The sequence below is a fragment of the Pseudobutyrivibrio xylanivorans genome, from assembly GCF_010906925.1.
Lineage (GTDB): Bacteria > Bacillota > Clostridia > Lachnospirales > Lachnospiraceae > Pseudobutyrivibrio.
Window position 1 is genome coordinate 628,774 of sequence record NZ_VTVE01000001.1, and the last position, 26,462, is coordinate 655,235.

The window sequence follows — 26,462 nt, forward strand, 5'->3', positions numbered from 1 at the left end:
TATATATAGGCGCCGTGCTCCATGCAACGTCGTGTTGCTTACGCACTCTCGCCGCCGTCCGTGGCGGCTCGTGCCTATATATTACAAAACTCTTTTTTATTTTTCTAAGCTCATTCCAAAATCGCCCCTAACACCCTCGGAACCATTTTTAACTGCCATCTAAGTATAACGTGTGTCCACACAGAAGCTACCTTTTTGAAAACTGTGGAGGCTTGAAAAAGACACATGCCTATAGAAGATGTGAACTTTGCATATATGAAAAACATAATATTCTTGCAAAGTTACCATTTCTGGGTGCCGGCGGGGGCAGGGGGCCAGGGCCTGGAATAGGGAATGAGGGGATTTGCTGTGAATCTTTTTTGGGGTGGGGAGAATTATAGCCTCGGAGGCGGGGAAGGAGGTTTGACAGAGGGGTATAAATGTGCTAAGTTGTTGCTGAATTTAATAGTTTCATATGGATTAGGTGCCCATGGAGAGCATGGGTGAAAAGGGAATCTGGTGAGAATCCAGAGCGAAGCCGTCACTGTGTTAGGGAGTCTGCTTTCATGTCACTGAGTAATTGGGAAGAGAGAGCAGATGTTGATCGAAGTCAGGAGACCTGCCTATTCTTTATAATTAAAGATTTGCGGACTTTCGAATCTTAATTCATGTTTTTGTGAATTAGGGTCGCTTTATGCGATCCTTTTGGTTTATATGTCCGCGAGAAAATGGAGGAAATGAAAGAAATGAAGAAGAGACTAGCTTTGGGCTTAGCACTTGTTATGAGTGCAAGTATGGCATTTTCAGCTTGTGGACAGAAGGCTGATACAGCAGCAAATGAAGATGCTACAGAAGAGGTAGTAGAGACAACTGAGGAGGATGCAGATCAGGTGGCAGCAGATAATTGTGCAGCGCTTATTGATGCTATTTATGTTCAGGAGCGTACAGATGAGACAGATGCTCAGTGTGCAGCTGCAAAAGAGGCATGGGATGCCCTTACAGATGCGCAGAAGGAGCTTGTAGAAGGCGAGAATGCAGATCCAGATTACTTTGGTAGAGATACAGGTGATGCAAGCCAGGATGATCCTTTAAATCAGGATGAGATTGGTGAGAATGAGATTCTTGTTGTAAGTTTTGGTACTTCATTTAACACAAGCCGTGTTCAGGATATCGGTGGTATCGAGAAGGCTGTTGCAGAGGCTAATCCAGATTGGTCAGTGCGTCGTGCTTTTACATCACAGATTATCATTAATCATATTCAGGCACGTGATGATGAGAAGATTGATAACGTAGAGCAGGCTCTTGATAGAGCAGTTGCAAATGGTGTTAAGAACCTTGTTGTTCAGCCTACACATCTTATGCATGGTGCAGAGTATGATGATCTTGTAGAGGCTGTTGAGGCTTATGCTGATAACTTTGATTCTGTAGAGATTGCTGAGCCACTTCTTGGTGAGGTAGGCGCAGATGCTGCAGAGACAAATTCTGATAAGGAAACAGTTGCTAAGGCAGTAGTTGACCAGGCAGTTTCTGAGACAGAGTATGATTCTTTAGATGCTGCAGCTGAAGAGGGCGTTGCATTTGTATTCATGGGACATGGTACAAGCCATACAGCTAAGGTTACATATTCTCAGATGCAGACACAGATGAATGACCTTGGTTACGATAATGTATTTATTGGTACAGTAGAAGGTGAGCCTGAGGAGACATCTTGTGAGAATATTATTGCAGCTGTAAAGGATGCAGGTTATACAAAGGTTGTAATCCGTCCACTTATGGTTGTTGCTGGCGATCATGCTAACAACGATATGGCTGGTGATGAGGATGACTCATGGAAGTCAATGTTCCTTGCAGATGGCAGCTTTGAGTCAGTAGAGTGCCAGATTGCTGGTCTTGGTGAGATTGAGGCTGTTCAGAAGGTTTATGTAGCTCATACAGCTGATGCAATCAAATAATAGGGTTAAAGCAGTTTAATTGTTTTGACATAATAATTCATGCAGGCTTAGCCTGCATGAATCTATATTACTTACGGAGATTTTTAAATAATGAAAAAGAAGATTTTTAGTTTAGTTCTTGTGGCAGCTATGGCATTGTCAGTAGTTGCATGTGGAAATAAGACTGAGAAGTCAGCTGTTGCCGAGGCAGAAGTAGCTGCAGAGGCTGAGGCAGAAGTCGCAGAGCCAGAAGAGACTCCTGCTGATGTTGAAGAAGCAGAAGTTGCAAAGCTTGATTTGGAAGATGGTGAATACACTGTTGAGTTTACAACTGACAGTAGTATGTTCCATGTTAATGAGACTCTTGATGACAAGGCTACCCTTACTGTTAAGGATGGTGTTGGAACAGTTCATATTACCCTTGCAGGTACAGGTATCATTAATCTTTATGTGGGTCTTGCTGCAGATGCAGAATCTGATGAGGCTAACTGGCTTAACTATACAGAGGATGAGGTCACCTATGATGATGGAATGACTGAGACAGTTTATGGTTTTGATGTGCCAGTCCCAGTTTTAAATGAGGAGTATGATGTGGCATTATTGGGCTCAAAGGGCACATGGTACGATCATAAAGTAAAGGTTACATATGAAGCGAACTAAAATACTTAAAGCTGCAGTGCTGCTGGCTTGCTTAGCAGCCTGCGGCTTTTTTATTAAACAAATATTTTTTAAAACTGAAAACAAGATTTCTGATGGTATTTATTCTTGTTATGTGAATCTTGAGGGAGGAAGCGGCAAGGCTACAGTTAATTCTCCAGCTAATGTTACTATTGAGTCAGGAGATAAAAAGGTAGAGCTTGTTTGGTCTAGCCCTAACTACGATTACATGATTGTAGATGATAATCGCTATGACAATGAGGCAGCTGTTGGCGAGAATTCCGTATTTACCATACCATTTGAAAACTTTGATGAGCCATTTAAGGTAATCGGTGATACTACAGCTATGAGTACACCTCATGAGATTGAGTACACTATTACAGTTATTAGTCCAGAAGTTAATCACATAGTTGATGCTATCACTACAAATTCCGGTGTGGAGGATGCAGGAGAGGTAACACTTGGCAACCTAGAATATGTGTCATCTATGCCCCTTGATTATGCCAAAGAATTTTCAGTTTCTTATTATGAGGATGAGGCGGGGGACAAATATACTCTCATCACTATTGGCAAGGAGGGCAGCCGCCAATATTTCATGATTAGTGAAAGTGGCAAAAAGCCTTCTGGAGTTTCTGATAATGTTACCTTACTTGAAAACTTGGATAAGACATATCTTGTTTCTACCTCTGTTATGGATTTAATGGCTTCCATTGATGGCCTTGATAATATTAGGTTTTCAGGAACAGATGAGGGTGATTGGTATATTAAAGCAGCAAAAGAAAAGATGAGTTCAGGTGATATTCTCTATGCTGGCAAATATTCTGCCCCTGATTACGAGCTTTTAATATCAGAAAAATGTAATTTTGCCATCGAAAATACCATGATTTACCACAATCCAGAAGTGAAAGAAAAGTTAGAAAGTCTCGGAATACCTGTTATGGTGGAACGCTCTAGCTATGAGACTAATCCTTTAGGACGATTGGAATGGATAAAGCTTTATGGCCTCTTGTACGGTAAAGAGGATGAGGCAAATACAGCTTTTGAAGAGCAGAAGTCAAGGGCAAAAGCTATTTCAGATGTGGAGAGCACAGGGCTAAAGGTGGCAGTTTTTTCAATAGACTCAAATGGCATGATTTCTATTAGAAAGCCAGGAGACTACATCACATCTATGATAGAGATGGCAGGCGGTAGCTATGTGCCTGCGAATATTTCAGTTTCAGAAGACAACGCACTTTCCACTATGAAAATTACTATGGAAGATTTTTATGTGGAAGCTGTTGATGCTGATGTATTGATTTATAACAGTACAATTGAAGGTGAAATTAAATCCATAGATGAGCTTATAAAAAAGTCTGAAGTTCTTAAGGATTTTAAGGCTGTAAAGTCAGGAAATGTTTATTGCCTTTCTAAAGGCTATTTTCAACAAAGCTCTGATGTGGCAGAATTTATAGAAGATGTACACATTATTTTAACTGGGGAGAGTGGCTCCCTTCAACACCTTTTCAAACTTAAGGAGTAAAATAGTGGAGAATAATAGTAGAAAGTTTATAACCATAATGGCAGTTATGTTTATCCTTCTTGTAGGGCTTTTCTTTGTTTGCCTAGGCTGGGGAAGTGCAGATATCACCTTAAAGGAAATATTTGTTTCTTTATTAAACCCAGGTGATGTGCATCTTGGAAGAATAGTAGTGTCTATTAGATTACCTCGAATAACTGCGGCTATTCTGCTTGGCGGGGCTCTTTCGGTTTCAGGCTTTTTACTTCAAATATTCTTTGGAAATCCAATTGCAGGACCTTATGTGTTAGGTATTTCATCAGGAGCCAAACTCATTGTTGCTCTTGTTATGGTATTCATGCTTAGCCAGGGAAGATACATAAGCGCCCTTGGAATGGTGGTTGCGGCCTTCATAGGTTCATTGATTGCCATGGGGATAGTAATGCTTTTATCCAACAAGGTAAAGAATATGTCGTTGCTTGTAGTTTGCGGTGTTATGATTGGTTATCTTTGTTCTGCAATTACAGAATTTATTATCGCATTTGCGGATGATACAAATATTGTGAACCTTCACAACTGGTCCCTTGGAAGCTTTTCAGGAATCAGTTGGGAAGATGTTGCAATTTCCGCAATCATTGTGATTGTCACTTTGATTTTTTCATTTGTGCTCTCAAAGCCTATTGGTGCTTATCAGTTGGGAGAGAGCTATGCTAGAAATATGGGAGTAAATATAAAGCATCTTCGAATTCTTTTGATTTTACTTTCTAGCATTCTATCAGCCACTGTTACAGCTTTTGCTGGGCCTATTTCTTTTGTAGGAATAGCAGTGCCACATATTATGAGAACAATTTTGAAAACATCAAAGCCAATTGTTATGATTCCAGGTTGCTTTTTCGGAGGAGCTATAATTACACTTTTATGTGATGGAATTGCAAGAAGTGCTTTTTCACCGAGAGAGATTAGTATCAGTGCTGTTACGGCAATAGGCCTGTCGCCTATAGTTATTTATCTACTTATTAAACGTAAAGAGGTTTCACATGGTTAGTAGCATAGATTTAGAATCTTTGGTAGTGGGCTATAAGAGCCCGGTAATTGAAAATGTTAATCTAACTGTGAATTCTGGAAAAATAGTTGCCCTTATAGGTCCCAATGGCGCCGGTAAATCTACTGTTTTAAAAACAATTACAAGACAGATTAGGAAGATTGATGGCAGGATTGTTATTTTGGGCGAGGATGAGGATGGCATTTCAGAAGATAATTTAGCTAAAAAGCTTTCTATGGTCACTACTGAAAGAATCCACCCAGAGCTTATGAGCTGCTTTGATGTAGTTTCTACAGGTAGATATCCTTATACTGGTCGACTTGGAATTTTATCCAAGAAAGATATAGAGATTGTAAAACAAGCAATTGATTTGGTTGGAGCAGGTGAGGTGGCTGACAAGGATTTTTCCAAGGTAAGTGATGGACAAAGGCAGAGAGTAATGCTGGCTCGAGCAATTTGTCAGGAGCCTGAGATTTTGATTCTTGATGAGCCTACTTCATTTCTTGATATACAGTTCAAGATAGATATTTTGTCTGTAATAAAAAATCTTGCAAAGGAGAAAAATATTGCAGTATTAATGTCTATTCATGAGCTGGAATTTGTTCCTGCTGTTGCAGATAAAGTAGTTGCAGTGTCAGATGGAAAAGTATTTAAAATCGGTGCACCAGATGAGATTTTAACAGGAGAAAATATTGCTGCACTTTATCATATGTCACTTGATGAAAGTAATATGCTTGCAACAGGTTTGAGTGATTATTCTAATTCATTAAAGAGAGTATTATGTCAAAAGTAATTATGATTCAAGGCACCATGTCAAATGTAGGCAAAAGCCTGCTGGTTGGTGGCCTTTGTAGAGTTTTAAAACAGGATGGTTTAAAGGTGGCTCCCTTTAAATCACAAAATATGGCTCTTAATTCATTTGTCACCAAGGATGGATTGGAACTTGGTAGGGCTCAGGCTATGCAGGCGGAGTGCGCCGGTGTGGAGCCTAGTGTCTACATGAATCCGATTTTGCTGAAACCTACCAATGATATTGGCAGCCAGGTGATTGTAAATGGAGAGGCCATTGGAAATATGTCCGCAAGGGATTACTTTGCCTACAAGAAAAAGCTGATTCCGGACATTCTTCAGGCCTATCATAAATTAGAAGAATGGGCGGATGTAATTGTAATCGAAGGAGCTGGCTCTCCAGCTGAGATTAATCTGAAGTCGGATGATATAGTTAATATGGGAATGGCAAAGCTTGTAGATGCTCCGGTTCTCCTTGTTGGAGATATTGATAGAGGTGGAGTGTTTGCTCAGCTTTTAGGTACATTAGAGCTTTTGGAGCCTGATGAGAGGGCTAGAGTAAAGGGCTTGATAATAAATAAGTTTAGAGGAGACAAGAGTCTTCTTGATTCAGGAATAGATATGCTTGAGGAGAGAGGTCATGTGCCTGTTGTTGGAACTATTCCATACGCTCATCTGATGATAGATGATGAGGATAGCCTTAGTGAAAGACTTGGAAATGAATTTGATTATGGGCAGGATGTAAATAGGGTTGAGATTGCCGTGGTGCGTTTACCTCGTATTTCTAATTTTACAGACGTAGCACCTTTCGAGAGTATCCCTGGTGTGAGTGTTTCTTTTGTTTCAAATCCAAGGGACCTTGAAGGGGCGGATATGGTAATTATCCCTGGCAGTAAAAACACTATCGGTGATATGAACTGGCTTAGGACATCAGGTTTTGAACCGGCAATAAAAAGATTTGCTATGGAAAAACCTGTGATAGGAATCTGTGGTGGATTCCAGATGATGGGACAGGAGATTTCAGATCCAGAGGGGATTGAAAATGAGAATATAGACAATATTCTTGGGCTTGATTTGTTCCCTATCAAAACTAAACTTCAGTCTATGAAGCATCGCAGTCAGACTGAGGATTGCTTTGATGATATGACAGGAGTTTTTCAGAGTTTATCTAATGAAGAGTTTGTTGGATATGAGATTCATAATGGAAGCAGTGAACTTTTTGTATCTGATGACAGAGATTATGATGGACTTCTAGTAGAACGAGATGATGAAGGCCAGATTATTCTCCTGCAAAAGGACAATCTCTTTGGCACTTATGTACATGGAATTTTTGATAATGAGGACATCGCCTTTAAGCTTGTTAGTCAGTTGGCAAAAAATAAGGGCGTAAGTATAGGTGATACCGCTTTTGATTATCAGGCATTTAAGGATGGAGAGTATGATAAGCTGGCAGATATTGTTAGAGAGAATCTAGATATGTCACTTATTAGAAATCTTCTTGATTTGCCTATCAAATAATTTTGATCAGATGAGGATAATATGAAAATAGATTTTATTCTACCTTCTGAAATAGAAAAGCGAAGCTTTGAGATTATTTCGGAAGAGCTTAGTAAAATGGGAATTTCTATTCCTGAAGAACAGGAGCCAATTACAAAAAGAGTCATTCATACCAGTGCAGATTTTGATTATGCATCAACTATGACATATTCTGATGGGGCTATAGCAAGAGCTAAGGAGCTTATTAAAAATGGGGCGCATATTGTGACGGATACCAATATGGCTCTTTCAGGAATTAATAAGAAAAAGTTGGCTGAGTATGGCGGTCAGGTCCACTGCTTTATGGCTGATGAGGATGTGGCAAAAGAAGCTAAGGAAAGACAGGTTACTAGGGCCACCGTTTCTATGGAAAGAGCGGCAGCTCTTGATGTACCAGTTATATTTGCAATTGGCAATGCTCCAACAGCTCTAATCCAGCTTCATGAGATGATGGAATCAGGAAAATTCACACCGGAGTTTGTCATAGGAGTTCCTGTTGGATTTGTAAATGTGGTGGCAGCAAAGGAACTATTTTTAAATTCCAATGTGCCTTTTATTATTAATAAAGGCAGAAAAGGTGGTAGCAATATAGCGGCAGCTATCGTAAATGCGATACTTTATAATATAGATAAATAGGAGCTTTTCATGAGAAAGGGGTTTACAACTGGAAGCTGTTCAGCGGCAGCAGCAAAAGCGGCAGCCTATATGCTTCTGACCGGTCAGGAAAAACTTAATATAGAAATTGAAACTCCTGCTGGAGTGATGTTTGCTGCGAAAATAGTTGACATCATTAGAGAGGAAAGACAGGTTACTTGCGCTGTTATAAAGGATGGAGGAGACGATCCGGATGTTACAACAGGTGCACATGTGACTGCCACTGTTTCTATAGCAGAAGACACCCTTGAACAATCTTTTAATGAGCCTTCTGTTTTTATAGATGGAGGGGTGGGAGTTGGTAGAGTTACTTTGCCAGGACTTGATCAACCAGTTGGAAATGCAGCTATTAACAGCGTCCCACGAGAGATGATTGAAAAGGAAGTTATGGAGGTATGTAAGCTTCTAGACTTTAATGGCAAGCTAAATGTGGTGATTTCTGTTCCAGAGGGAGTGGAACTTGCCAGCAAGACATTTAACCCTCGTCTTGGTATAACAGATGGAATATCAATTCTTGGTACCACAGGAATAGTTGAGCCTATGAGTAACAAGGCCATTATAGACACCATTAATGTAGAGCTTTCTCAAAAGAAGGCCTTAGGATTTAAATACGCTGCGGTTACTCCTGGCAACTATGGACTTAAGTTTATGAAGGACACCTTCGACTATGATTTGGAAGCTAGCGTTAAGTGCTCCAATTTTATTGGAGAGACAGTTGATAGAGTTATTGACCTTGGCTTTGAAGGAATGATAATAACCGGCCATATAGGAAAGTTGATAAAGGTTGCCGGAGGTATTATGAATACTCATTCCCATGAGGCAGATGCCAGAATGGAGATTTTGGCATCCCAGCTGGTTAGAGCAGGAGGAGATGCAGACTTAGCTAGAAAAGTACTTGATTGCCTTAATACCGAAGAGGCGCTTAATCTCATAAAAGAAGCTAATTTACTGAAGCAGACAATGGATATTGTACTAGAAAAGATTTTGTTCTATTTGAATTTTAGAGCTGGAAGTAATATCAAAATCGAATGTATTTTATATTCCAATGAATTTGGTATATTAGCACAGTCTCATGGGGCATTAAATATGTTAAAATGTTTACATGAGTGATTGAGTATAAAATAGGGGTGGGGGTTATGAGTTTTAAGTCTAGATTCAGAAGGTTTAAGCTACATCTGTATCTAAATATAATACTTGGAATAGGATGTTTTATTTTCCTTTTAAACGCCTTTATCTATAGGCGTAGTTTTCTATGGCTTTTTGGTGTGCTTTTTGTAGTATCTCTTATTGCACTTATTATTTCTGAAACCAATAGAAGAAAGAATGCATTAGGATTACTTGAAAATGTAGACGAGCAACTTATACCTTTTATACGACTTTTTGACAGATATAATAGAAGACTTATTAACTGGAGCTTAGTAGCTTTTGGGTGGGTGTTTTCATTTGGCTTTTCACTTATTTCAATTGGCATCAACTCAAAGCCTTTTGAATTTCTGGAAAAGATAAATATTAATCTGATAGTCTTTGAAGTAATAGCTTTTTTCATTATCAAGAATTACACATTAGTAGGATGGTTTTCTAAGAACCACAATTTTGAAAATGCAGGGGCTCTTAGAAAGCTTCACAAGAGAGCTATTATTCTCTCTTTGATTTATTGGCTGGTTGCTAGCGGCATATACTATTACTTTGAAGAAGTCTTTGTTATAGACAGTGCACCGTTTTTTAGCGGTCTATACATTTTTATAGCACTCGTCTTTAACCTCTTTAAGTTAAACCAGTATACCCATTCAAAGAAAAAATATAACAGGTTGGTTGTTGCAATGATTTTAATTGTTGCAATAGTTGTAGGTGGTTACAGTTTCCTGTCTAGAGATATTTGGCTTACTCAGCCATATATTAATCATGTTCCAAATATTTACGATGGACACAGTGAGATAACTTATGATGAGCGCACAGGTATTTATACCATTACTAAGGAAAGTGGAGACTTTAAAATACTTCAGCTTACAGACATACATTTGGGAGGAAGCTTTCTTTCCTATGACAAAGACCTAAAGGCTTTGGACACTATATTCCAGCTTCTGGAGGAGACTAGGCCAGATCTTGTAATAGTAACAGGTGATTTGGTCTTCCCTATAGGATACGCTTCATTTTCATTTAACAATACTGCACCAGTTCAGCAGTTTGCAGCCTTTATGAGAAATACTGGAATACCATGGGCATTTACCTATGGCAATCACGATACAGAAAGCTACGCGGCATCATCTAAGAAAGATTTGAACGAGTTGTATAAATCCCTGTCTTGGTATACAAGCAAGAATCTTTTGTATCCATATGTGCAGCCTGATATTACAGGAAGAAACAACCAGCTTATTGAACTAAAGAATCAGGATGGTTCGTTGGCACAGGCGCTGTTTCTAATAGATTCTAACGCCTATACAGGTGAGGGTATCAGCAGTGAGTATGACTATATTCATGATGATCAAGTGGAGTGGTACAAAAATCAAGTGCTAGCATTAGAAGATGAAGAAGGAGACATAGTGCCATCTATGATATTTATCCACATTCCTCTTCAGGAATATGCAACTGCAGCAGACTTATATAATGCTGGAAGCGATGATGTGACTTATTATTTTGGAAGCAATAAAGAATCTAAAGTTGGTAAGGTGTCATGCTCTAAGTATCCTAGTAAATTATTTGATACAGCAAAGAAACTTAAAAGCACTGAAGCAATTTTCTGTGGCCATGACCACTATAACAATATGTCCCTTGAGTATCAGGGAATTAGGCTTACTTATGGTATGAGTATTGATTATTTGGCTATGTCAGGAATAGCAAGAGATACGGAACAAAGAGGTGCTACTCTTGTAACAATCCATGATGATGGTGAATGTGATATTGAGCAAGTGCCTTTTGGAAATAATAGTTTTACTTTTTTTGATGACTTTAAAAGGATGGGACAGAAAGAATGATTTATTTCGTAGGAGCAGGCTGCGGCGCAGCGGATTTGATTACAATTAGGGGTATGAGAATATTAACTAGGGCAGATACTATTATTTACACTGGTTCTTTAGTTAACGACGAACTTTTAGGATATGCCAAAGACTCTTGCTTTTGTTATGACAGTTCCCGCATGACCCTTGATGAGGTTATGGAAGTTATGATAGAGGGAGCGGAAAAGAAAGAAGAGGTGGTTAGACTTCACACCGGCGACCCTAGCTTATATGGAGCTATTCAGGAACAGATGCATATATTAGATGAGCGTGGGATAAAGTATGAGACTTGTCCAGGGGTCAGTGCTTGCTTTGGAGCAGCAGCTAGTCTGAATTTAGAGTTTACGCTTCCGGATATCAGTCAGTCACTTATTATTACCAGAATGGCAGGTCGGACAGCAGTACCAGAAAAAGAATCTATAGAGAGCTTTGCAAAGCATGGAGCTACAATGGCTATTTATTTGAGCTCAGGCATGCTAGAAGAGCTTCAAGAGAGGCTTCTTGCAGGTGGGTATTCTGCTAGCACCAAGGCGGCTATTGTCTATAGAGCCACTTGGCCACAGGAGAAAAAGTATATATGTACGGTAGGTACGTTAGCAAAGACAGGTGCTGAAAATGGTATCGATAGATTTGCAGTTATTTTAGTGGGGGATGTAATAGGAAAAGCGGGTTATTCTTTATCAAAGTTGTATGATCCGTATTTTGAAACGGGATATAGAAAGAGTTATGAAAAGTAAAAAAATTATTAGGGTTGCATATTTTACAGATACAGGAAAAGAGCTGGCATTAAAACTATTTGATGATTGGGATAAGGCTATTCCAGAATATAGAAATGAGCAGCTTTTACTTAATGATTGGGTGCAGGATTCCTTTGAAAACCATTTGCCTATTTTATTTATAGGAGCTGTTGGAATAGCTGTTAGAGCTATAGCACCATTTGTAAATAACAAGCTTAAAGATTCTGCTGTAGTAGTTACAGATGAGCTTGGGCTAAATGTTATTCCTATTTTGTCAGGTCATTTTGGAGGAGCTAATGACTGGGCTAGGGCTATCGCTGAAAAGATAGATTCCAATCCAGTAATCACCACTGCTACAGATATTAATAACGTATTTGCGGTAGATGTTTTCGCCAGAGAAAATGGATTTAAAATAAAAAATAAAGAAATGATTAAAGTGGTCTCTACTAAGGCACTTAAGGGAGAAAAGCTTAATGCCATAGAGACACAGGAATATCTTGATATTGATGGATTGTGGCTGGTGCCAAAGAGGCTGACACTTGGAATTGGATGTAAAAAGGGCAAGACCTTTAAAGAACTTTTTGAGTTTGTCACAAGTGTATATGATGAGGAATATCTATATGATAATCTGTATGCCATTTCATCAATTGATGTAAAGGTATCAGAGATTGGGCTTATTAAGCTGGCCCAGTACTTTGGAGTTCCTTTTATTACTTTTTCTGCCGATGAGCTTTTGGCGGTAGAGGGAGATTTTAATGAATCTGATTTTGTAAAAGAAAATGTAGGTGTAGGAAATGTTTGTGAGAGGTCTGCACTGCTTGCAGCAGGCGAAGAATCCACAATCATTAAAGAGAAAAAAGCATTTGATGGAATGACGCTTGCAGCAGCAAGACGAGAAAAAATAGTTATAGATTGGTAAAAAAGATGGCAGGAAAGATATACATAGTTGGCATGGGGCCAGGATTTAAATCAATGATGACAGAGGATGCATTTAATGCAATGGAGAAAGCTGATGTTATCGTTGGATATACAGTATATATAGATTTGGTTAAGGAACATTTTCCTAACAAGGAATTCTTTACCACTCCTATGAAAAAAGAAATTGAGAGATGCAGAGCATGTTTTGATTTTGCCCTTGAGGGGAAGACGGTTGCATTTATTTGCAGCGGCGATGCAGGCATATATGGTATGGCAGCGCCTATGTATGAGCTTTTACCTGAATATATGAATAATTCCACTGATTTTACAGAGGACAATCTCATAGTGATTCCTGGCGTCACATCGGCAATTTCTGGGGCAGCAGTTTTAGGTGCTCCTATTAATCATGATTTTTGCCTTATAAGCCTTAGCGATTTACTTACACCTTGGGAAGTGATTGAAAAGAGATTAAAGGCAGCGGTTATGGGAGATTTTTCTATTGTTTTATACAATCCTTCCAGCAAAAAAAGGCATGATTATCTTGAGAAAGCCTGCGATATTTTAATGGAGGCAGGTGCAAGTAAAGATAGGGCCTGTGGATATGTGGAAAATATTGGAAGAGTGGGGCAGAACTCTCATGTTTGTACCCTTTTAGAGTTAAAAAGTACTCAGGTTAATATGTTTACAACTGTTTTTGTTGGAAACTCAAATACAAGAATAATATCAGATAAGCTTGTAACACCTAGAGGTTATAAAATATGAATAAAGTAATTATATTTGGTGGAACTACAGAAGGAAGGCGCTTGGCTCAGACCTTGGCTAAAAAGGAGGTTTTTTGCGTATACTGTGTTGCTACAGATTATGGCAAGGACCCTATAGAAGAGTCTGAGTATATTGAGGTGCGAACAGGACGATTGGACTCTACTGCTATGGTTGAGATGTTTGAGTGTGAGCAGCCAGATGGAATCATTGATGCCACCCACCCTTTCGCGACAGCTGTGAAGACTGAGATTGAAGACGCCTTATTTAGATACATAACTGTTCCATTTTATCGCCTCTTGCGAGCAGAAGATAATGTGGATGTTAGTGGGTGCACTTTTTTTGACTCGGCCCTTGATGTGGCTAGAGCCCTTGAAAACACCACTGGCAAGGTATTTCTTACTACAGGAAGTAAGGAGCTTCCAATTTTCTGTCAGAGTGAGTCTCTAAGAGAGCGAATAATAGCTCGTGTTATCCCTAATATAGAGAGTCTTGAAATCTGCAAGGAGCAGGGGCTAAAAGGAAGCCAGATTATAGCTATGCAGGGGCCTTTTTCAAAGGCTATGAATGTGGCTTTTTTAAAAGAATCAGGCGCTAGCATTCTTGTTTTAAAAGAGGGCGGTCAGGCTTCTGGGGAGGCCGAGCGTATAGAGGCAGCAGGTGCCCTTGGAATAAAATGCTTTGTTATTAGAAGGCCACAGGAAAAGGTGGAAGGTCTTACCTTTGATCAGGTAAGAGACAAGCTGTTTAATCTATTTAGGATAGATTATTCTGATGATATAGAAGAGACGGATGAAGTGACATCTGCCATGCCAGAGCAGGGCTTCGACAATAAAATCAACGTGATTCTTGCAGGTTTTGGAATGGGACCTGCCAGCCAGACTAGAGAGGTACTTGAGGCAATAGAGGAGGCTGACTATATTTTTGGCGCTCCTAGAATGCTTGTTGGATTTGATTCTAAGGCTAAAAAGTACCCACATTATTTGGCAGAGGATATTGTTCCAATTCTTCAACAGATTACTATTGATTTAAAATATGGCACCAAAAATGTGGTAATACTTCTTTCGGGAGACACTGGTTTTTACAGCGGTGCAGCAAAACTTGGAAAGGCACTTGATGAGCTTAATTTCTGCAAGACCAGGATTCTTCCGGGCATTTCATCAATTAGTGCAATTGCTGCTAGAGCCAAGGAAAATTGGCAGGATGGAGAGATTCTTAGCACACATGGAATTAAGGAATCTACTTGGAAGCTGCAGGTTTTAAATGGGGCTCTTCACAACAAAAAGACTTTTGTGATTACCTCTGGTGCCAGGGATGTACGCATCATAGGTGAGATGCTTGTATCTGCTGAAAAAGAGTATGGCATTAGATTCAAAATATTTGTAGGCACCAATCTCTACACGGATGAAAGGGTAGAGTGGCTTACAGCAGATAAATGTGCAAGCTTTAATAGAGATGGACTTGTTACCATTTTGATAAAAAATGATAATGTGATTCCAAAAATTCTGGCTCCATCCCTTTTGGATAGCCAGTTTATTAGAGACAAAGTTCCAATGTCCAAAGAGGAAATCAGAGCGCTTTCTGTATGTAAATTGCAGCCAACAAAGAATGCTGTGATTTATGATATTGGAAGTGGAAGTGGCTCTGTGGCTGTGGAATTGGCACTTTTGAATCCATCAGTAAAGGTATTTGCAGTTGAGATAAAGCCAGAAGCATGCAGTCTTATCAAGAAAAATATTGAGAAATTTAGTGCTTCCAATATAGAGCTTGTTGAGGGAGCTGCTCCTGATGTTATAAGAGATTTGCCAGCGCCTACTCATGTATTTATTGGTGGCAGTGGTGGAAGACTTGAGGATATTTTATCTGAACTTATAAGTAGAAATACGCATATACGAATTGTAATTAATGCTGTGACATTAGAGACAATCAGTGAAATAAATAATGTATTAAAGAAATTTGAAATCGACGATGCGGATATTGTCCAAGTGACAGTTAGCAAGTCAAAGAAGGCTGGAGAATACTCTCTTATGCAGGGACAAAATCCAGTATACATCGTTTCTTTTGGGGTTAATTAGATGAATTGCTATAGAATAATGCTTGCTGCCAATAAAAGCGGCAGTGGAAAAACTACTATTACATGTGGATTGCTTGGGGCACTTAAGGAGAGGGGACTTAATCCTTGCAGCTTTAAATGCGGACCAGATTATATTGATCCAATGTTTCATAGAAATGTGCTTGGTATTCCATCAGGCAATCTCGATACGTTTTTTACAGAGGATGATGTTACCAGAGAATTATTTAAAAATGAATTCTCTGGTGATATAGCTGTTATAGAAGGCGTTATGGGCCTTTTTGATGGCATAGGCGGAGTGGAGCTTACTGGTTCATCCTATGATTTGGCTAGAGTTTTAAAGACACCTATTATTCTTGTTTTAGATGCCAAGGGAGCAGGCCGCTCTGTCTTGGCAGAGATTAGAGGTTTTCTTGATTATGACAGTGAGCATCTTATAAAGGGCGTTATCCTAAATAAAACTAGCAAGGCATTTGGAGCAAAGCTTGCTGATCTCATAGAAGAGGAATTACATATTAAGTGCTTTGGAACTGTTGCTGAAGAAAAAAATGTGGAGTTATCTTCTCGACATTTGGGACTATATCTTCCTCAGGAGATTGATGATATAAATAAAAAACTTGAGAAGCAGAAGAATCTCGTTTTAGATGGGGTGGATATTGATGGAATAATTGAACTATCAAAGACTGTGACAGAGATTAAGGCTGCTTCAAAGATTTTTGTACAACCATCTAAGGATAGCGATAATAAACTTCGTCTTGGAGTAGCTAGAGATGAGGCATTTTGTTTTTATTACAGAGAAAATCTTGCAATGCTTCAGGCAAGAGGCGTGGAACTTGTAGAGTTTTCACCTTTGAGAGACCATCATTTACCAGAAAATATATCAGGAATTCTTCTTGGGGGTGGATATCCAGAAAACTATTTGTCTGCTCTACAGGGAAATACTCAGATAAAAGCAGAGATTAAAAAAGCCATGGATAGAGGCATTCCAATGTTAGCAGAGTGCGGTGGCTTTATGTATCTTCTAGATAATATTAAAAATGAACAGGACAAGACTTACAATATGATAGGTGCCATAAATGGTAGTGCTTATTGGACTGGAAAGCTTGTGAGATTTGGTTATGTGACTATAGAAGCTGAGGGCTTTGAAATTAAGGGTCATGAGTTCCACTATTATGACACAGACAATAATGGTTCATCATTTACAGCGAAAAAGCCTACTGGAAACAGAAGCTGGCAATGTATTCACAAAGTTGGACCATCCTATATTGGATTCCCTCATTTGTATTATCCATCAGCACCAGTATTTGTAGATAAATTTGTGGAGGCTATGAAAAACTATGGCGGAAACTAGATATTTATTTGATGATATTTTAGAGAATAAGCTTTCTGTGGCGCCTCTAGATAATGAGGTCTATGAAAAAGTTAAATCAGAATGGGATAGAGTATCAAAGCCAATTAATAGCTTTGGTGCTTTAGAGGATTTGCATTCTAAAATCGCCGCTATTCAAGGTGTTGAAGCTCCTGATTTATCCCACATGAGACTTATTGTTTGCTGCGGTGACCACGGCATAGTTGAGGAGGGTGTTACCCAAACTAGTCAGGAGGTTACTAGAATCTGCGCCACCAATATAGGCAAGGGGCTCACTACAGCAGGTACTATGGCTAGACATCTAGGTATTGATATAATGGCAGTAGATGTGGGTATCAATTATGAAAAGGAAGTCCCATATACTTTAAATAGAAGAGTGAAGTATGGTACTTGCAATTTTCTTAAGCAGCCTGCTATGTCTGTAGAGGAATTCTCTCGTGCAGTACAGGTGGGGATGGACCTTGTTAAGGAGAGTAAGGAGCAGGGATATACAGCACTTTTACTTGGCGAGATGGGCATTGGCAATACCACATCAGCTGCGGTTGTTTCTGGATATTTGCTGGATTTAAATGCTGAGCAGGTTACAGGAAGAGGTGCAGGTCTTGATGACGAGGGATTTAGCAGAAAGCGTGCTGTTGTTTCTATGGCCCTTTCAAAATATTCTGGACTTTCTCCTGTTGAGATATGTGCTAATTTTGGCGGTCTAGAGCTTGCTGCAATGACAGGAGTTGTCATTGGTGGAGGCCTTTATAAGGTGCCGATTATAATCGATGGCATGCTGACTCAGGTGTCAGCCCTTGTTGCGGAACGCTTACTTGAAAATGTTAAGGACTATTTAATTCCTTCTCACATCAGCAAGGAGCCAGTTGCTATAAAGCTTGCAAGCAAGCTAAATCTTCCAACTGTTCTAGAGGCCAATATGGCAGTGGGAGAAGGGGCTGGAGCCGTTATGATGGCTCAGATTCTTAGACTTACAGATACAGTATTTCATGATGCGCTTAAATTCGGTGAGTCCGGTGTAGAGCAATATGAGAAATTTGAATAACTATGATTACATTAATTTACGGTGGTAGTAGCAGCGGCAAATCTTCTTATGCAGAGGATTACGTATGCAAATCAAATTACAAAAATAGATATTATCTTGCTACGATGGTTCCCTATGACGAAGAATCAAAAGAGAGGGTGAAGCGTCATAGAGACCTTAGGGCGGGAAAGGATTTTGTCACCTTAGAGCATTCTGTTGATATTACAGATGCTATACCAGAGGTATTAACCGTGGATTCGGGAGACTTTTCTACTGATAATCGGTTGTCGCAGGAGGATATTATTCTTCTTGAGTGTATGTCTAATCTGGTAGCTAATGAGATGTTTAGAGATGGGCAGGTTTTTCATTCAGATTATTGCATCAAAAAGATAATGGAGGATGTTAAAGAGCTTCATCAAAAGGTAAAAAATATAGTTATTGTCACCAACAATGTTTTTGAAGATAGCGCAGAATATGATGAGGGGACAAAGGACTATCTGAGGGCATTGGGGAAGATTAACCAAAATATCTCAGCCCTTGCTGATGAGGTATATGAAGTAGTTGTAGGAATAGCTATTCCCATAAAAGAAAAAGGTAGAGTGTTATGAGTATTATAAAGTCAATTATTGTGGCCTTTTCCATGTATTCTAGAATTCCAATGCCACGTTTTAACTGGAATAGCAAGGATATGAAATATCATTTGATATTTTTCCCTTGGGTAGGCGCTGTCATAGGAGCCCTAGAGTATGGATGGCAAAAGCTTTCATATGAGTTTAATATTTCTTATATCGTATTTACGTTAATAGCATTAGTTATTCCTGTTATCGTAACCGGTGGATTTCATGTAGATGGATATATGGATACAAGCGATGCGCTGGCTTCCTGGGGTGACAAAGAAAAGCGACTTGAGATACTTAAGGATTCTCATGTTGGTGCATTTGCCGTTATTAGGTTAATTTCTCTTGGAATAATCCTATTTTCTGCCATATATTCCATGGATGAGCTTGGATTTACAGCCTGGACATTTACCTTTTTTATTTCCAGAGCAATAAGTGGAATTTGTGTTATTAAATACAAAAAGGGCAAGAATGAGGGCATATTAAATACAAGTGCTCAGACTGCAGATGAAAAGAAGGTAGTATTTTTCTTGGCGCTACAATTTATTCTGTGGGCATTGATGGCAGGAGCCTTTTTTCAGTTTTATTGGACGGCAGCACTTGTGGCTCTTATTATTTCAGTTGTTTATTATGTTTTTACCGCATATACGAAATTCGGCGGAATCACAGGGGATCTGGCCGGATGGTTTGTATGCATTGCTGAAACTCTGATGGCAGTGGCTATAGCTATATTTTCAAAACTGGGGTAAATTATGATTCTTATTATAGGTGGAAGTTATCAAGGTAAAACTGCATACGCAAGAGCTAATTTTCCTGAATACAGGTATCTCAATCAACTTCATCTTTTTGTAAAAAAGAGACTTGATGAAGGTAAAAAGCCAGATGCAATAATGGCAGAGATATTAGATATCATAAAAGAAGGAGAATGGGCAATAATCTCAGATGAGATTGGTAACGGTGTAGTACCACTAGAGCCAGATGACAGAAGATGGCGTGAAATTACTGGAAGTATTCTTACTGCTTTAGCGAAGGAAGCTACAGAGGTGCACAGGGTAGTTTGTGGTATAGGACAGAGGATAAAATGATAGACAAAACAATCACTTTGATTCGCCATGGGAAAACAAGCGGTAATTATGAGAAACGGTATGTAGGAATAACCGACGAGCAGATGACCATGGAGGGAGAGAGGGAAATCCATATCAGAAAGTATCCAGAGGCAGATATAGTTTTTTCTAGTCCTCTTGTACGATGTGTCCGCACAGCTAAAATTATTTATCCAGGTAAGGATATTATCTTGATAGATGATTTGAGAGAAACTGATTTTGGATTATTCGAAGGAAAAAATTACAAGGATCTTTCCGGCAATCCAGACTATCAGGCATGGATTGATGGGGGAGGCGTAGATGCTTTTCCAGGTGGGGAAAGCAGAGAGGATGCTAGTAAGCGTTCACTTAGAGGTTTTTACAGCCTTATTCAGCAGGCCGCTGACTATACTAATATTTCTGTTATTTGTCATGGCGGAACTATTATGGCCATTTTAAGCCAGCTTTTTGGCGGAGATTATTATTCATATCATATAGAAAATAGTGAGGGATTTACATTTGATTTATCATCTGACGGCGTTTATAGCGGGCTTCATCCTAGATCTTTTCTTAGGTGATCCAATTGGCTGGCCTCATCCAATAAGATGGATTGGGTCTATGATAGGCTCTCTTTCGGATTCATTTTTAAAAAGAGCAGATAGAAGTCTTGATATAGAAGCTATTCCAAGGCGAAAAAGAATTATGGGAGTGTGGCTGGTGGTTATTGTAATTACAGTGACTGCAGCTACATCTTTTTTAATACTTCACTTCGCATACACGGTATATTCATTTTTAGGAGTTATAATAGAATCTGTAATGACATACTATTGTCTTGCAGCTAAGTCTCTTTGGGTGGAGAGTATGAAAGTATCTACCGCTCTTGAAAAAGAGGGATTGCAGGCAGGCCGCAGCGCAGTATCTATGATTGTAGGTCGTGATACGGCTGAGCTTACTGAAAAGGGTGTTATTAAGGCTGCTGTTGAGACTGTTGCAGAAAATACATCAGATGGTGTTATAGCACCTATGATTTATCTAGCAATTGGAGGCCCTGTACTTGGACTTGTATACAAGGCAATCAACACCATGGATTCCATGGTGGGATATAAAAATGACAAGTATATGGACTTTGGCAAGGCAGCTGCTAAACTGGATGATGTAGTTAATTACATTCCATCTAGATTAAGCGCAATACTTATGATTGTTAGTTGCCTGTTTCTTGGACATAATTACAGTGCCATAGATGCATTTAAAATTTTCAGAAGAGATAGATACAATCATGCAAGCCCAAATTCCGCACAGACAGAGAGCGCATGCGCTGGAGCACTTGGTCTTAGGCTTGCAGGACCAGCCAGTTATTTTGGCAAAATAGTAGATAAAAAGTATATAGGTGACAGCGTTAGAAATATCGAGCTTGCAGATATAAAACGAGCTAATATTTTGATGGTTGCCACAGCGGCACTTTGTGAACTTATATGTGTTGCGATTATGTTACTTATTGTTTTATGAAAGGTGTGTTGACATGCACGGTGGAGACATTTATAGAAACAACATACAATTCGATTTCTCTGTAAACATTAATCCAATGGGGGTTCCTCAGGAAGTTCAGTGGGTTTTGACAGAGGCTGCTCTTCATGCAAATAAATATCCTGATATTATCCATGAGAGACTGATTATGGATACTGCTGATATTTATTCAGTGGCAGAGGACCAGATTGTTTATGGCAATGGGGCATCAGAGATAATTATGGCCATTTGTCATGGATTACAGCCTAAGAAAGCAATGCTTGTGGCTCCAGGATTTTTGGGATATAGCAATTGTCTAATGGGAGCTTGTCCAAAGTGCCAGATTGTGTATCATTATCTGCAAGAAGATAATGATTTTCAGCTTCATCACAATATTGTTGAGCAGATATTAGTTGAAAAGCCTCAGGTTCTATTTCTTACTAATCCTAACAATCCAAATGGGGCGTTAATAGACAAGGAACTACTGGATGACATAATTGAGGCTGCCAGTACGGTTAATACCACGGTTATTGTGGATGAGTGTTTCTTGCCTCTTACAGGGCATGAAAAGGAAATGTCCCTTATATACAAGCTTGATAAATATAGCAATGTAATTATTCTTAGGGCATTTACTAAGACATTTGCAATTCCTGGTGTGAGAGTAGGATATGCAATCTGTTCCAAAAAAGCTCAGGCTGATTTACTGAAAAAGCAACTTCCAGAGTGGAATCTTTCGATTTTTGCCCAGATGGCTGGAGCAGAGTGCCTAAAGCATTTTGATTATATTGATGAGGCAGTAAAACTTATCAGATGGGAACGAGACTTTTTGCAGGATGAGCTTAAAAAGTTATCTCTTAAGTCCTTTTCATCAGATGCCAATTTTATTTTGTTTAAATCTAAAAACTATGATTTGGCAAAGGAGCTTTTGGAGTATAAAATAATGATTAGAGACTGTAGTGATTACGTAGGTCTCGACAAGGGCTTTTACCGAATAGCCGTCAAGCAACACAATGAAAATGAGGGATTGATTTTAGCTTTGGGAGATATAGTTGGAAAATAGACTGGTTTTTCACATCGATGTAAATAGTGCATTTGTATCATGGTCCGCAGTAGAGCAGCTTGCTCTAGGCGGGCCTGATTTGCGTGAAGTTCCATCTATTGTTGGTGGTGATCCTAACACACGCACAGGAATTGTGGCAGCCAAATCTATACCAGCTAAAAAATACGGAATAGTTACTGGAGAGCCTGTTAGTGCCGCCGTTAGAAAGTGCCCTAATTTAGTAATAGCTAGGTCCAATTTTGACTGGTATGTAAAATGCTCCAGAGCATTTAAGGCCATATGTCAGGAGTATACCCCTACAATGCAGTCCTTTTCTATTGATGAAGTGTTTTTAGATATGACTGGTATGGGTAAAATTTATCCAGACCCAATAGCTACAGCCTATGAAATCAAGGATAGAATTTATAGAGAGCTTGGTTTTACTGTAAATGTAGGAGTGGCGCCTAACAAACTTTTGGCAAAGATGGCCAGTGATTTTGAAAAGCCCAATAAGGTTCATACTTTGTTTATGGAGGAAATTCCTGAAAAGATGTGGCCGTTGCCGGTGGGAGAGCTTTTTACATGTGGAAAGTCATCTGCTTTAAAACTAAAGAGCCTTAATATCGATACTATAGGTCAGCTGGCAAAGACTCCTATGGAGCAACTTCAGATGATTTTTTCTGAGAGAGGCGCACTTCATTTTCATAATTATGCTAATGGAATAGATGATTCTCCTGTTCTTGATGAAAGAGAGGATGCAAAGGGTTACTCTGCAGAAACTACTGTGGAGGAGGACTTGGTTGATTTAGATTCAATCCTTCAGGTAATACTTGCCCAGGCTGATATAGTGGCAGCTAGGATGCGAGCTGATGGAGGTAAATGCAGATGTATTGGAGTTACCTTTAGGAATCTCGATTTTGTCAATAAATCCCATCAGATTAAGCTTAAGGAATCTACGGATGTAACAGATGTTATTTTTAGGACAGCCAAGGAGCTTATTAAGGAAAGCTGGCATGGTGAGGCACTTCGATTAGTGGGCCTTTCTCTTTCAGATATAGATAGAGATGGCTTTGAGCAGATTTCGCTTTTTGAGGATCCTGACAAGGAAAAGAGAAAGGCACTTGATGCTTCCCTAGATTCTATTAGAGGAAGATTTGGTAATAGTGCTGTTCAAAGAGCTAGCACTTTAAATACCTCTGACCGCATAAATAAGCGCTTTAAAGCTGAGCAGGAAAATGATAGAATTAAAAAGTGATATTTAGGCATAAGTTACATTGACGGTATCTTAATAATGTTATATTATTACGAGGACTTTTTAATACACAGGATACTCGTAACGAGATTTGGGAGATATATATGATTACCGTAAGGACTAGAAGAAAGTCGTTTATGACCCAAGAACAATTAGCGGGAAGGCACGAAGAAGAGTTTATCCTTTCATTAGGACAGAATTTTTTGGCCTTTGTTGATAGATATTCAGATTCAGATGATTATGAAGCATCAAAGCTATATTCAACTGTTGAGAATCTAGTTAAGGAAAATGATGTGGAGGGCATCAGAAAGATACTTGCTTCCATTCAGGTTTTTGGCACATACGACAAGGTTTCAAAGATAACAACTAAATATAAAAATATAACTACAGCAGTAGGTCTTACATACAATGGGACAGTTTATTTTGAAAATCCAGATGAGAAGAATGAACTGGAGCAGATAATTACTCGTACCTGTTCACTTTGCTCACCAGATGGGGATGAGCAGTTAGGTAATTTACTTGCATAATGTTATTAAAATTTAATGCCAGCATTTACGCTGGCATTTTTTATTTATGGATAAATATATTTTTCCAAGCTTCTTTTAGTCGGCTTATGCAATCGCTGATATCTTCGATTGGTATTTTGCTAAACCCCAGGAATATACTATTGCTAGGACATGAGTACTTTTCGTGCCAAAACAGCATTGAGTCGTACACTCTAACTCCTTGTTCAAGTGCCTTTTCAATAAGAGTGTCTTTATCTATTTCTTCTGGAAATTCAATTAAAAAGTATTGTCCGCTGACATTTGGTGTGATAGAAAGTGGCAGTGAAAATGAACTGAATCCATCTTTAAATGCTTCAAATCTTTTTTTGAAAACATAATTCATTTTGCGGACTAAGCGATCGTAATCCCCAGAAGAAAGCAAATCTGCAAGGGCTATTTGATTAATTAAATTTACTGTACTGTTGTAGTTCTCAAATTTTCCCAAGAAATCCTCTGTAATATTCTGTGGTAGAACAATGTAGCCCATTCTAAATGATGGGGCAAGAATTTTTGAAAAAGTTCCTAGGTAGATTACTTTTTCATAGTAGTCTATAGCCTTCAGTGCAGGTATTGGCTTTTGGTAATATCGCAGTTCACTGTCATAATCATCCTCAATGATAAAGGTATTATTTTCCTTAGCATATTTAAGTAATTCATATCTGCGTTCTAAGGACATGCACATCCCTAGTGGAAACTGATGGGATGGGGTAGTGTAGATGAAATCGAAGTGTTTTTTGTGGTGGCTTTCATTAATCAATAGCCCATCATTGTCTACTTCGCCATATGAAATATCACAGTTGTTCTTTTGAAAGATTTCTTTGGCCTTAGGATATGTAGGATTTTCCATTAATACATTAGCCTTGTTATTGTCTTTATAAATGCACAAAAGATCAATGGATTGTTGGAGTCCACTTGTAATAAATATCTGTTCTGGAGAGCATTTTACACCTCGTATGCGTTCCACATATCTGCTGATTTCATTTCTAAGAGAGTAATCCCCCTGAAAGGATTGCAAGGATGTGATTTCTTCTTTTAAAGCTATAGTATCAAGGGCATTTAAATAATGCTTTTTCCAGATTTTTGTTGGAAAAAGATTGTTAGTATAGCTATTGTTTGTAAGGTCATATTTTATTTTTGGATATTTCTTTGGTGGGGCGATAGATTTGATTTTATTTGTATGGTCCCGTTCATCTTTATTTGCAGATTCAAAAAAATCAAAGGGTAAATCGGCAATAAAAAATCCAGCTGACTGTTTGCTGATTATGTAACCCTCTACCGATAGCTGCTGATAGGCTCTGTCCACAGTATTTCTACTTATTTTAAGCAGGTTTGCAAGAGAGCGGGTTCCCATGATTTTTTCTCCTGGCTTCAGATAGCCATGGAGTATATCACTTTTTATTTGCTCATAGATTTGCTCATAAAATGGAGATTTAATATCACTTCTTAATGTAATCATTTTAATCCTCTTTAACTGGCACTCAAAAATAAATATCAACTGGTACTATGCAGCACCTGAGAATTACTATACATTTTATAAAAAACGAGGCGAGGTGGCAATAATATGAGAAAGAATGAGACTAAGTATTTTATTTTGATTTTTGTGGCTATATGTTTTCTGGCTACTGGAGGAATATTTGTTAAGTTAAGTGAGCTTCCACCAATCAACACAGGATTTTATAGGGTTCTGTTTTCGATACCTATGCTTATGCCTTTTTTGAAGAAGGAAGATTTGAAGCTTACTAAAAAGCAGGTGATTACAATTGTGCTGGCAGGAGCTTTCTTGGCAGGAGATTTGGCTCTTTGGAATATTTCTTTTTCCTATACAAGTGTTGCTAATGCTAATTTGCTTGCAAATTTAACTCCCTTCACGGTAATTCCATGTAGTTATTTTCTTTTTAAAGAGAAGATGACAAAGCGATTTTTACTAGGTGGATTTATTACATTGCTTGGTGTGTTTGTTTTGATGTCAAACAAAGTGACACTTTCAAGAGAGCGAATGATTGGAGATTTATTATGTCTTGCAACTTCAGTATTCTATGCAATGTTTATGCTTACCGTATATAAGCTTAGAGATTATGTAAAAAGTAATGTAATTATGTTTATTAGTGCTTTTGGTAGTTTGATTGTTTTGGCATTTGTTATTTTCTTTACAGAAGGTTTTCAGGCTCCAACATCCTTTAGAGCTATTTGGCCACTTCTTGCACTTGCTCTTGTTTCACAGATTTTAGGTCAGGGATTATTGGCACATTGTTTGGGCAAAGTAAATGCAAGCCTTTCATCTTTACTTACATTATCTCAGCCAGTAGTTGCAGCAATCTATGCATGGCTAATCTTTGGTGAGGAACTGTCAACTCAGGCTGTAATAGCTATTGGAATTACACTTGTGGGAGTATACCTCGCTAAAACACAGTCTAAATCAAAAGAAGATGATGAAAAAGAAGGAGCTGTCACTATTTAGTGACAGCTCCTT

At 38.7% G+C, this 26,462-nt stretch carries 25 protein-coding genes and 1 riboswitch; of the genes, 24 read left to right on the forward strand and 1 reads right to left on the reverse strand.

Features of this window, described 5'->3' with window-relative positions:
• Nucleotides 1-444: 444 nt before the first annotated feature.
• Nucleotides 445-621: riboswitch (cobalamin riboswitch) on the forward strand.
• A 104-nt stretch (nt 622-725) separates the two neighbouring features.
• From F0Q01_RS02925 to F0Q01_RS03035, 23 genes are all read left to right on the forward strand, one after another.
• Nucleotides 726-1,931, forward strand: a complete 1,206-nt coding sequence (locus tag F0Q01_RS02925; RefSeq protein WP_090486038.1) for a sirohydrochlorin cobaltochelatase — start codon at nt 726-728, stop codon at nt 1,929-1,931.
• 90 nt (nt 1,932-2,021) lie between these two features.
• Nucleotides 2,022-2,570 carry a hypothetical protein gene (locus tag F0Q01_RS02930; RefSeq protein WP_090486041.1) on the forward strand — a complete coding sequence of 183 codons (549 nt, stop codon included), beginning with the start codon at nt 2,022-2,024 and terminating at the stop codon, nt 2,568-2,570.
• The gene (locus F0Q01_RS02935; protein WP_090486044.1) at nt 2,557-4,086 is read left to right on the forward strand and encodes an ABC transporter substrate-binding protein; all 1,530 of its coding nucleotides are present in this window, start codon (nt 2,557-2,559) and stop codon (nt 4,084-4,086) included. The genes F0Q01_RS02930 and F0Q01_RS02935 overlap by 14 nt, the downstream gene beginning before the upstream one ends.
• 37 nt (nt 4,087-4,123) lie before the next feature.
• Nucleotides 4,124-5,107 (forward strand): FecCD family ABC transporter permease, encoded by a 984-nt coding sequence (locus F0Q01_RS02940; protein ID WP_090487590.1) that lies wholly within the window; start codon nt 4,124-4,126, stop codon nt 5,105-5,107.
• Nucleotides 5,100-5,897 (forward strand): ABC transporter ATP-binding protein, encoded by a 798-nt coding sequence (locus F0Q01_RS02945; RefSeq protein ID WP_090486048.1) that lies wholly within the window; start codon nt 5,100-5,102, stop codon nt 5,895-5,897. The genes F0Q01_RS02940 and F0Q01_RS02945 overlap by 8 nt, the downstream gene beginning before the upstream one ends.
• Entirely contained in the window at nt 5,885-7,411 is a 1,527-nt protein-coding gene (locus tag F0Q01_RS02950; protein WP_090486051.1) for a cobyric acid synthase, read from the forward strand. Before F0Q01_RS02945 ends, F0Q01_RS02950 begins: the two co-directional genes overlap by 13 nt.
• Nucleotides 7,412-7,432: 21 nt before the next feature.
• Nucleotides 7,433-8,065 carry a precorrin-8X methylmutase gene (locus F0Q01_RS02955; protein ID WP_090150298.1) on the forward strand — a complete coding sequence of 211 codons (633 nt, stop codon included), beginning with the start codon at nt 7,433-7,435 and terminating at the stop codon, nt 8,063-8,065.
• A 9-nt stretch (nt 8,066-8,074) separates the two neighbouring features.
• Nucleotides 8,075-9,193 (forward strand): cobalt-precorrin-5B (C(1))-methyltransferase CbiD, encoded by a 1,119-nt coding sequence (gene cbiD, locus F0Q01_RS02960; RefSeq protein ID WP_090486054.1) that lies wholly within the window; start codon nt 8,075-8,077, stop codon nt 9,191-9,193.
• Between the two features lie 26 nt (nt 9,194-9,219).
• On the forward strand, nt 9,220-11,055 hold the full coding sequence (locus F0Q01_RS02965) for a metallophosphoesterase family protein (RefSeq protein WP_090486057.1): 1,836 nt from the start codon (nt 9,220-9,222) through the stop codon (nt 11,053-11,055).
• Nucleotides 11,052-11,813 (forward strand): precorrin-4 C(11)-methyltransferase, encoded by a 762-nt coding sequence (cobM, locus tag F0Q01_RS02970; RefSeq protein ID WP_090486060.1) that lies wholly within the window; start codon nt 11,052-11,054, stop codon nt 11,811-11,813. Before F0Q01_RS02965 ends, cobM begins: the two co-directional genes overlap by 4 nt.
• Nucleotides 11,803-12,732 carry a cobalt-precorrin 5A hydrolase gene (locus F0Q01_RS02975; RefSeq protein WP_163927123.1) on the forward strand — a complete coding sequence of 310 codons (930 nt, stop codon included), beginning with the start codon at nt 11,803-11,805 and terminating at the stop codon, nt 12,730-12,732. The genes cobM and F0Q01_RS02975 overlap by 11 nt, the downstream gene beginning before the upstream one ends.
• A 5-nt stretch (nt 12,733-12,737) precedes the next feature.
• On the forward strand, nt 12,738-13,493 hold the full coding sequence (gene cobJ, locus F0Q01_RS02980) for a precorrin-3B C(17)-methyltransferase (RefSeq protein WP_090487593.1): 756 nt from the start codon (nt 12,738-12,740) through the stop codon (nt 13,491-13,493).
• Nucleotides 13,490-15,565 (forward strand): precorrin-6A reductase, encoded by a 2,076-nt coding sequence (gene cobK, locus F0Q01_RS02985; protein ID WP_090486065.1) that lies wholly within the window; start codon nt 13,490-13,492, stop codon nt 15,563-15,565. The genes cobJ and cobK overlap by 4 nt, the downstream gene beginning before the upstream one ends.
• A complete protein-coding gene (locus F0Q01_RS02990; protein ID WP_090486067.1) occupies nt 15,566-16,912 on the forward strand; it encodes a cobyrinate a,c-diamide synthase in 1,347 nt (448 codons plus the stop codon).
• The gene (locus F0Q01_RS02995; protein ID WP_090486071.1) at nt 16,899-17,975 is read left to right on the forward strand and encodes a nicotinate-nucleotide--dimethylbenzimidazole phosphoribosyltransferase; all 1,077 of its coding nucleotides are present in this window, start codon (nt 16,899-16,901) and stop codon (nt 17,973-17,975) included. Before F0Q01_RS02990 ends, F0Q01_RS02995 begins: the two co-directional genes overlap by 14 nt.
• 2 nt (nt 17,976-17,977) lie before the next feature.
• The gene (locus tag F0Q01_RS03000; RefSeq protein WP_090486074.1) at nt 17,978-18,562 is read left to right on the forward strand and encodes a bifunctional adenosylcobinamide kinase/adenosylcobinamide-phosphate guanylyltransferase; all 585 of its coding nucleotides are present in this window, start codon (nt 17,978-17,980) and stop codon (nt 18,560-18,562) included.
• Complete coding sequence (locus tag F0Q01_RS03005) at nt 18,559-19,320, forward strand: adenosylcobinamide-GDP ribazoletransferase (RefSeq protein ID WP_090486077.1); 762 nt, start codon at nt 18,559-18,561, stop codon at nt 19,318-19,320. Before F0Q01_RS03000 ends, F0Q01_RS03005 begins: the two co-directional genes overlap by 4 nt.
• A 3-nt stretch (nt 19,321-19,323) precedes the next feature.
• Nucleotides 19,324-19,656 carry a bifunctional adenosylcobinamide kinase/adenosylcobinamide-phosphate guanylyltransferase gene (locus F0Q01_RS03010; RefSeq protein ID WP_090150329.1) on the forward strand — a complete coding sequence of 111 codons (333 nt, stop codon included), beginning with the start codon at nt 19,324-19,326 and terminating at the stop codon, nt 19,654-19,656.
• On the forward strand, nt 19,653-20,231 hold the full coding sequence (locus F0Q01_RS03015; protein WP_090486081.1) for a histidine phosphatase family protein: 579 nt from the start codon (nt 19,653-19,655) through the stop codon (nt 20,229-20,231). The genes F0Q01_RS03010 and F0Q01_RS03015 overlap by 4 nt, the downstream gene beginning before the upstream one ends.
• Entirely contained in the window at nt 20,173-21,159 is a 987-nt protein-coding gene (gene cbiB, locus F0Q01_RS03020; RefSeq protein ID WP_090486084.1) for an adenosylcobinamide-phosphate synthase CbiB, read from the forward strand. The genes F0Q01_RS03015 and cbiB overlap by 59 nt, the downstream gene beginning before the upstream one ends.
• Nucleotides 21,160-21,172: 13 nt before the next feature.
• The gene (locus F0Q01_RS03025; protein ID WP_090486087.1) at nt 21,173-22,216 is read left to right on the forward strand and encodes a pyridoxal phosphate-dependent aminotransferase; all 1,044 of its coding nucleotides are present in this window, start codon (nt 21,173-21,175) and stop codon (nt 22,214-22,216) included.
• Nucleotides 22,206-23,450 carry a DNA polymerase Y family protein gene (locus tag F0Q01_RS03030; RefSeq protein ID WP_090486090.1) on the forward strand — a complete coding sequence of 415 codons (1,245 nt, stop codon included), beginning with the start codon at nt 22,206-22,208 and terminating at the stop codon, nt 23,448-23,450. Before F0Q01_RS03025 ends, F0Q01_RS03030 begins: the two co-directional genes overlap by 11 nt.
• A 101-nt stretch (nt 23,451-23,551) precedes the next feature.
• A complete protein-coding gene (locus F0Q01_RS03035; RefSeq protein ID WP_090486094.1) occupies nt 23,552-23,974 on the forward strand; it encodes a hypothetical protein in 423 nt (140 codons plus the stop codon).
• A 40-nt stretch (nt 23,975-24,014) separates the two neighbouring features.
• Here F0Q01_RS03035 and F0Q01_RS03040 read toward each other — a convergent pair whose 3' ends face one another.
• Nucleotides 24,015-25,448: a PLP-dependent aminotransferase family protein gene (locus F0Q01_RS03040; protein WP_090486098.1), complete on the reverse strand. Its 1,434-nt coding sequence runs from the start codon at nt 25,446-25,448 to the stop codon at nt 24,015-24,017.
• Nucleotides 25,449-25,553: 105 nt separating this feature from the next.
• Here F0Q01_RS03040 and F0Q01_RS03045 point away from each other — a divergent pair, with 105 nt between their 5' ends.
• Complete coding sequence (locus tag F0Q01_RS03045; protein ID WP_090486101.1) at nt 25,554-26,450, forward strand: DMT family transporter; 897 nt, start codon at nt 25,554-25,556, stop codon at nt 26,448-26,450.
• The last annotated feature ends 12 nt before the right edge of the window (nt 26,451-26,462 follow it).

Coding starts and splice junctions, on each gene's coding strand:
- F0Q01_RS02925 (WP_090486038.1), top strand. CDS start 726: ATGAAGAAGAGACTAGCTTTGGGCTTAGCACTTGTTATGAGTGCAAGT.
- F0Q01_RS02930 (WP_090486041.1), top strand. CDS start 2,022: ATGAAAAAGAAGATTTTTAGTTTAGTTCTTGTGGCAGCTATGGCATTG.
- F0Q01_RS02935 (WP_090486044.1), top strand. CDS start 2,557: ATGAAGCGAACTAAAATACTTAAAGCTGCAGTGCTGCTGGCTTGCTTA.
- F0Q01_RS02940 (WP_090487590.1), top strand. CDS start 4,124: ATGGCAGTTATGTTTATCCTTCTTGTAGGGCTTTTCTTTGTTTGCCTA.
- F0Q01_RS02945 (WP_090486048.1), top strand. CDS start 5,100: ATGGTTAGTAGCATAGATTTAGAATCTTTGGTAGTGGGCTATAAGAGC.
- F0Q01_RS02950 (WP_090486051.1), top strand. CDS start 5,885: ATGTCAAAAGTAATTATGATTCAAGGCACCATGTCAAATGTAGGCAAA.
- F0Q01_RS02955 (WP_090150298.1), top strand. CDS start 7,433: ATGAAAATAGATTTTATTCTACCTTCTGAAATAGAAAAGCGAAGCTTT.
- cbiD (WP_090486054.1), top strand. CDS start 8,075: ATGAGAAAGGGGTTTACAACTGGAAGCTGTTCAGCGGCAGCAGCAAAA.
- F0Q01_RS02965 (WP_090486057.1), top strand. CDS start 9,220: ATGAGTTTTAAGTCTAGATTCAGAAGGTTTAAGCTACATCTGTATCTA.
- cobM (WP_090486060.1), top strand. CDS start 11,052: ATGATTTATTTCGTAGGAGCAGGCTGCGGCGCAGCGGATTTGATTACA.
- F0Q01_RS02975 (WP_163927123.1), top strand. CDS start 11,803: ATGAAAAGTAAAAAAATTATTAGGGTTGCATATTTTACAGATACAGGA.
- cobJ (WP_090487593.1), top strand. CDS start 12,738: ATGGCAGGAAAGATATACATAGTTGGCATGGGGCCAGGATTTAAATCA.
- cobK (WP_090486065.1), top strand. CDS start 13,490: ATGAATAAAGTAATTATATTTGGTGGAACTACAGAAGGAAGGCGCTTG.
- F0Q01_RS02990 (WP_090486067.1), top strand. CDS start 15,566: ATGAATTGCTATAGAATAATGCTTGCTGCCAATAAAAGCGGCAGTGGA.
- F0Q01_RS02995 (WP_090486071.1), top strand. CDS start 16,899: ATGGCGGAAACTAGATATTTATTTGATGATATTTTAGAGAATAAGCTT.
- F0Q01_RS03000 (WP_090486074.1), top strand. CDS start 17,978: ATGATTACATTAATTTACGGTGGTAGTAGCAGCGGCAAATCTTCTTAT.
- F0Q01_RS03005 (WP_090486077.1), top strand. CDS start 18,559: ATGAGTATTATAAAGTCAATTATTGTGGCCTTTTCCATGTATTCTAGA.
- F0Q01_RS03010 (WP_090150329.1), top strand. CDS start 19,324: ATGATTCTTATTATAGGTGGAAGTTATCAAGGTAAAACTGCATACGCA.
- F0Q01_RS03015 (WP_090486081.1), top strand. CDS start 19,653: ATGATAGACAAAACAATCACTTTGATTCGCCATGGGAAAACAAGCGGT.
- F0Q01_RS03025 (WP_090486087.1), top strand. CDS start 21,173: ATGCACGGTGGAGACATTTATAGAAACAACATACAATTCGATTTCTCT.
- F0Q01_RS03035 (WP_090486094.1), top strand. CDS start 23,552: ATGATTACCGTAAGGACTAGAAGAAAGTCGTTTATGACCCAAGAACAA.
- F0Q01_RS03040 (WP_090486098.1), bottom strand. CDS start 25,448: ATGATTACATTAAGAAGTGATATTAAATCTCCATTTTATGAGCAAATC.
- F0Q01_RS03045 (WP_090486101.1), top strand. CDS start 25,554: ATGAGAAAGAATGAGACTAAGTATTTTATTTTGATTTTTGTGGCTATA.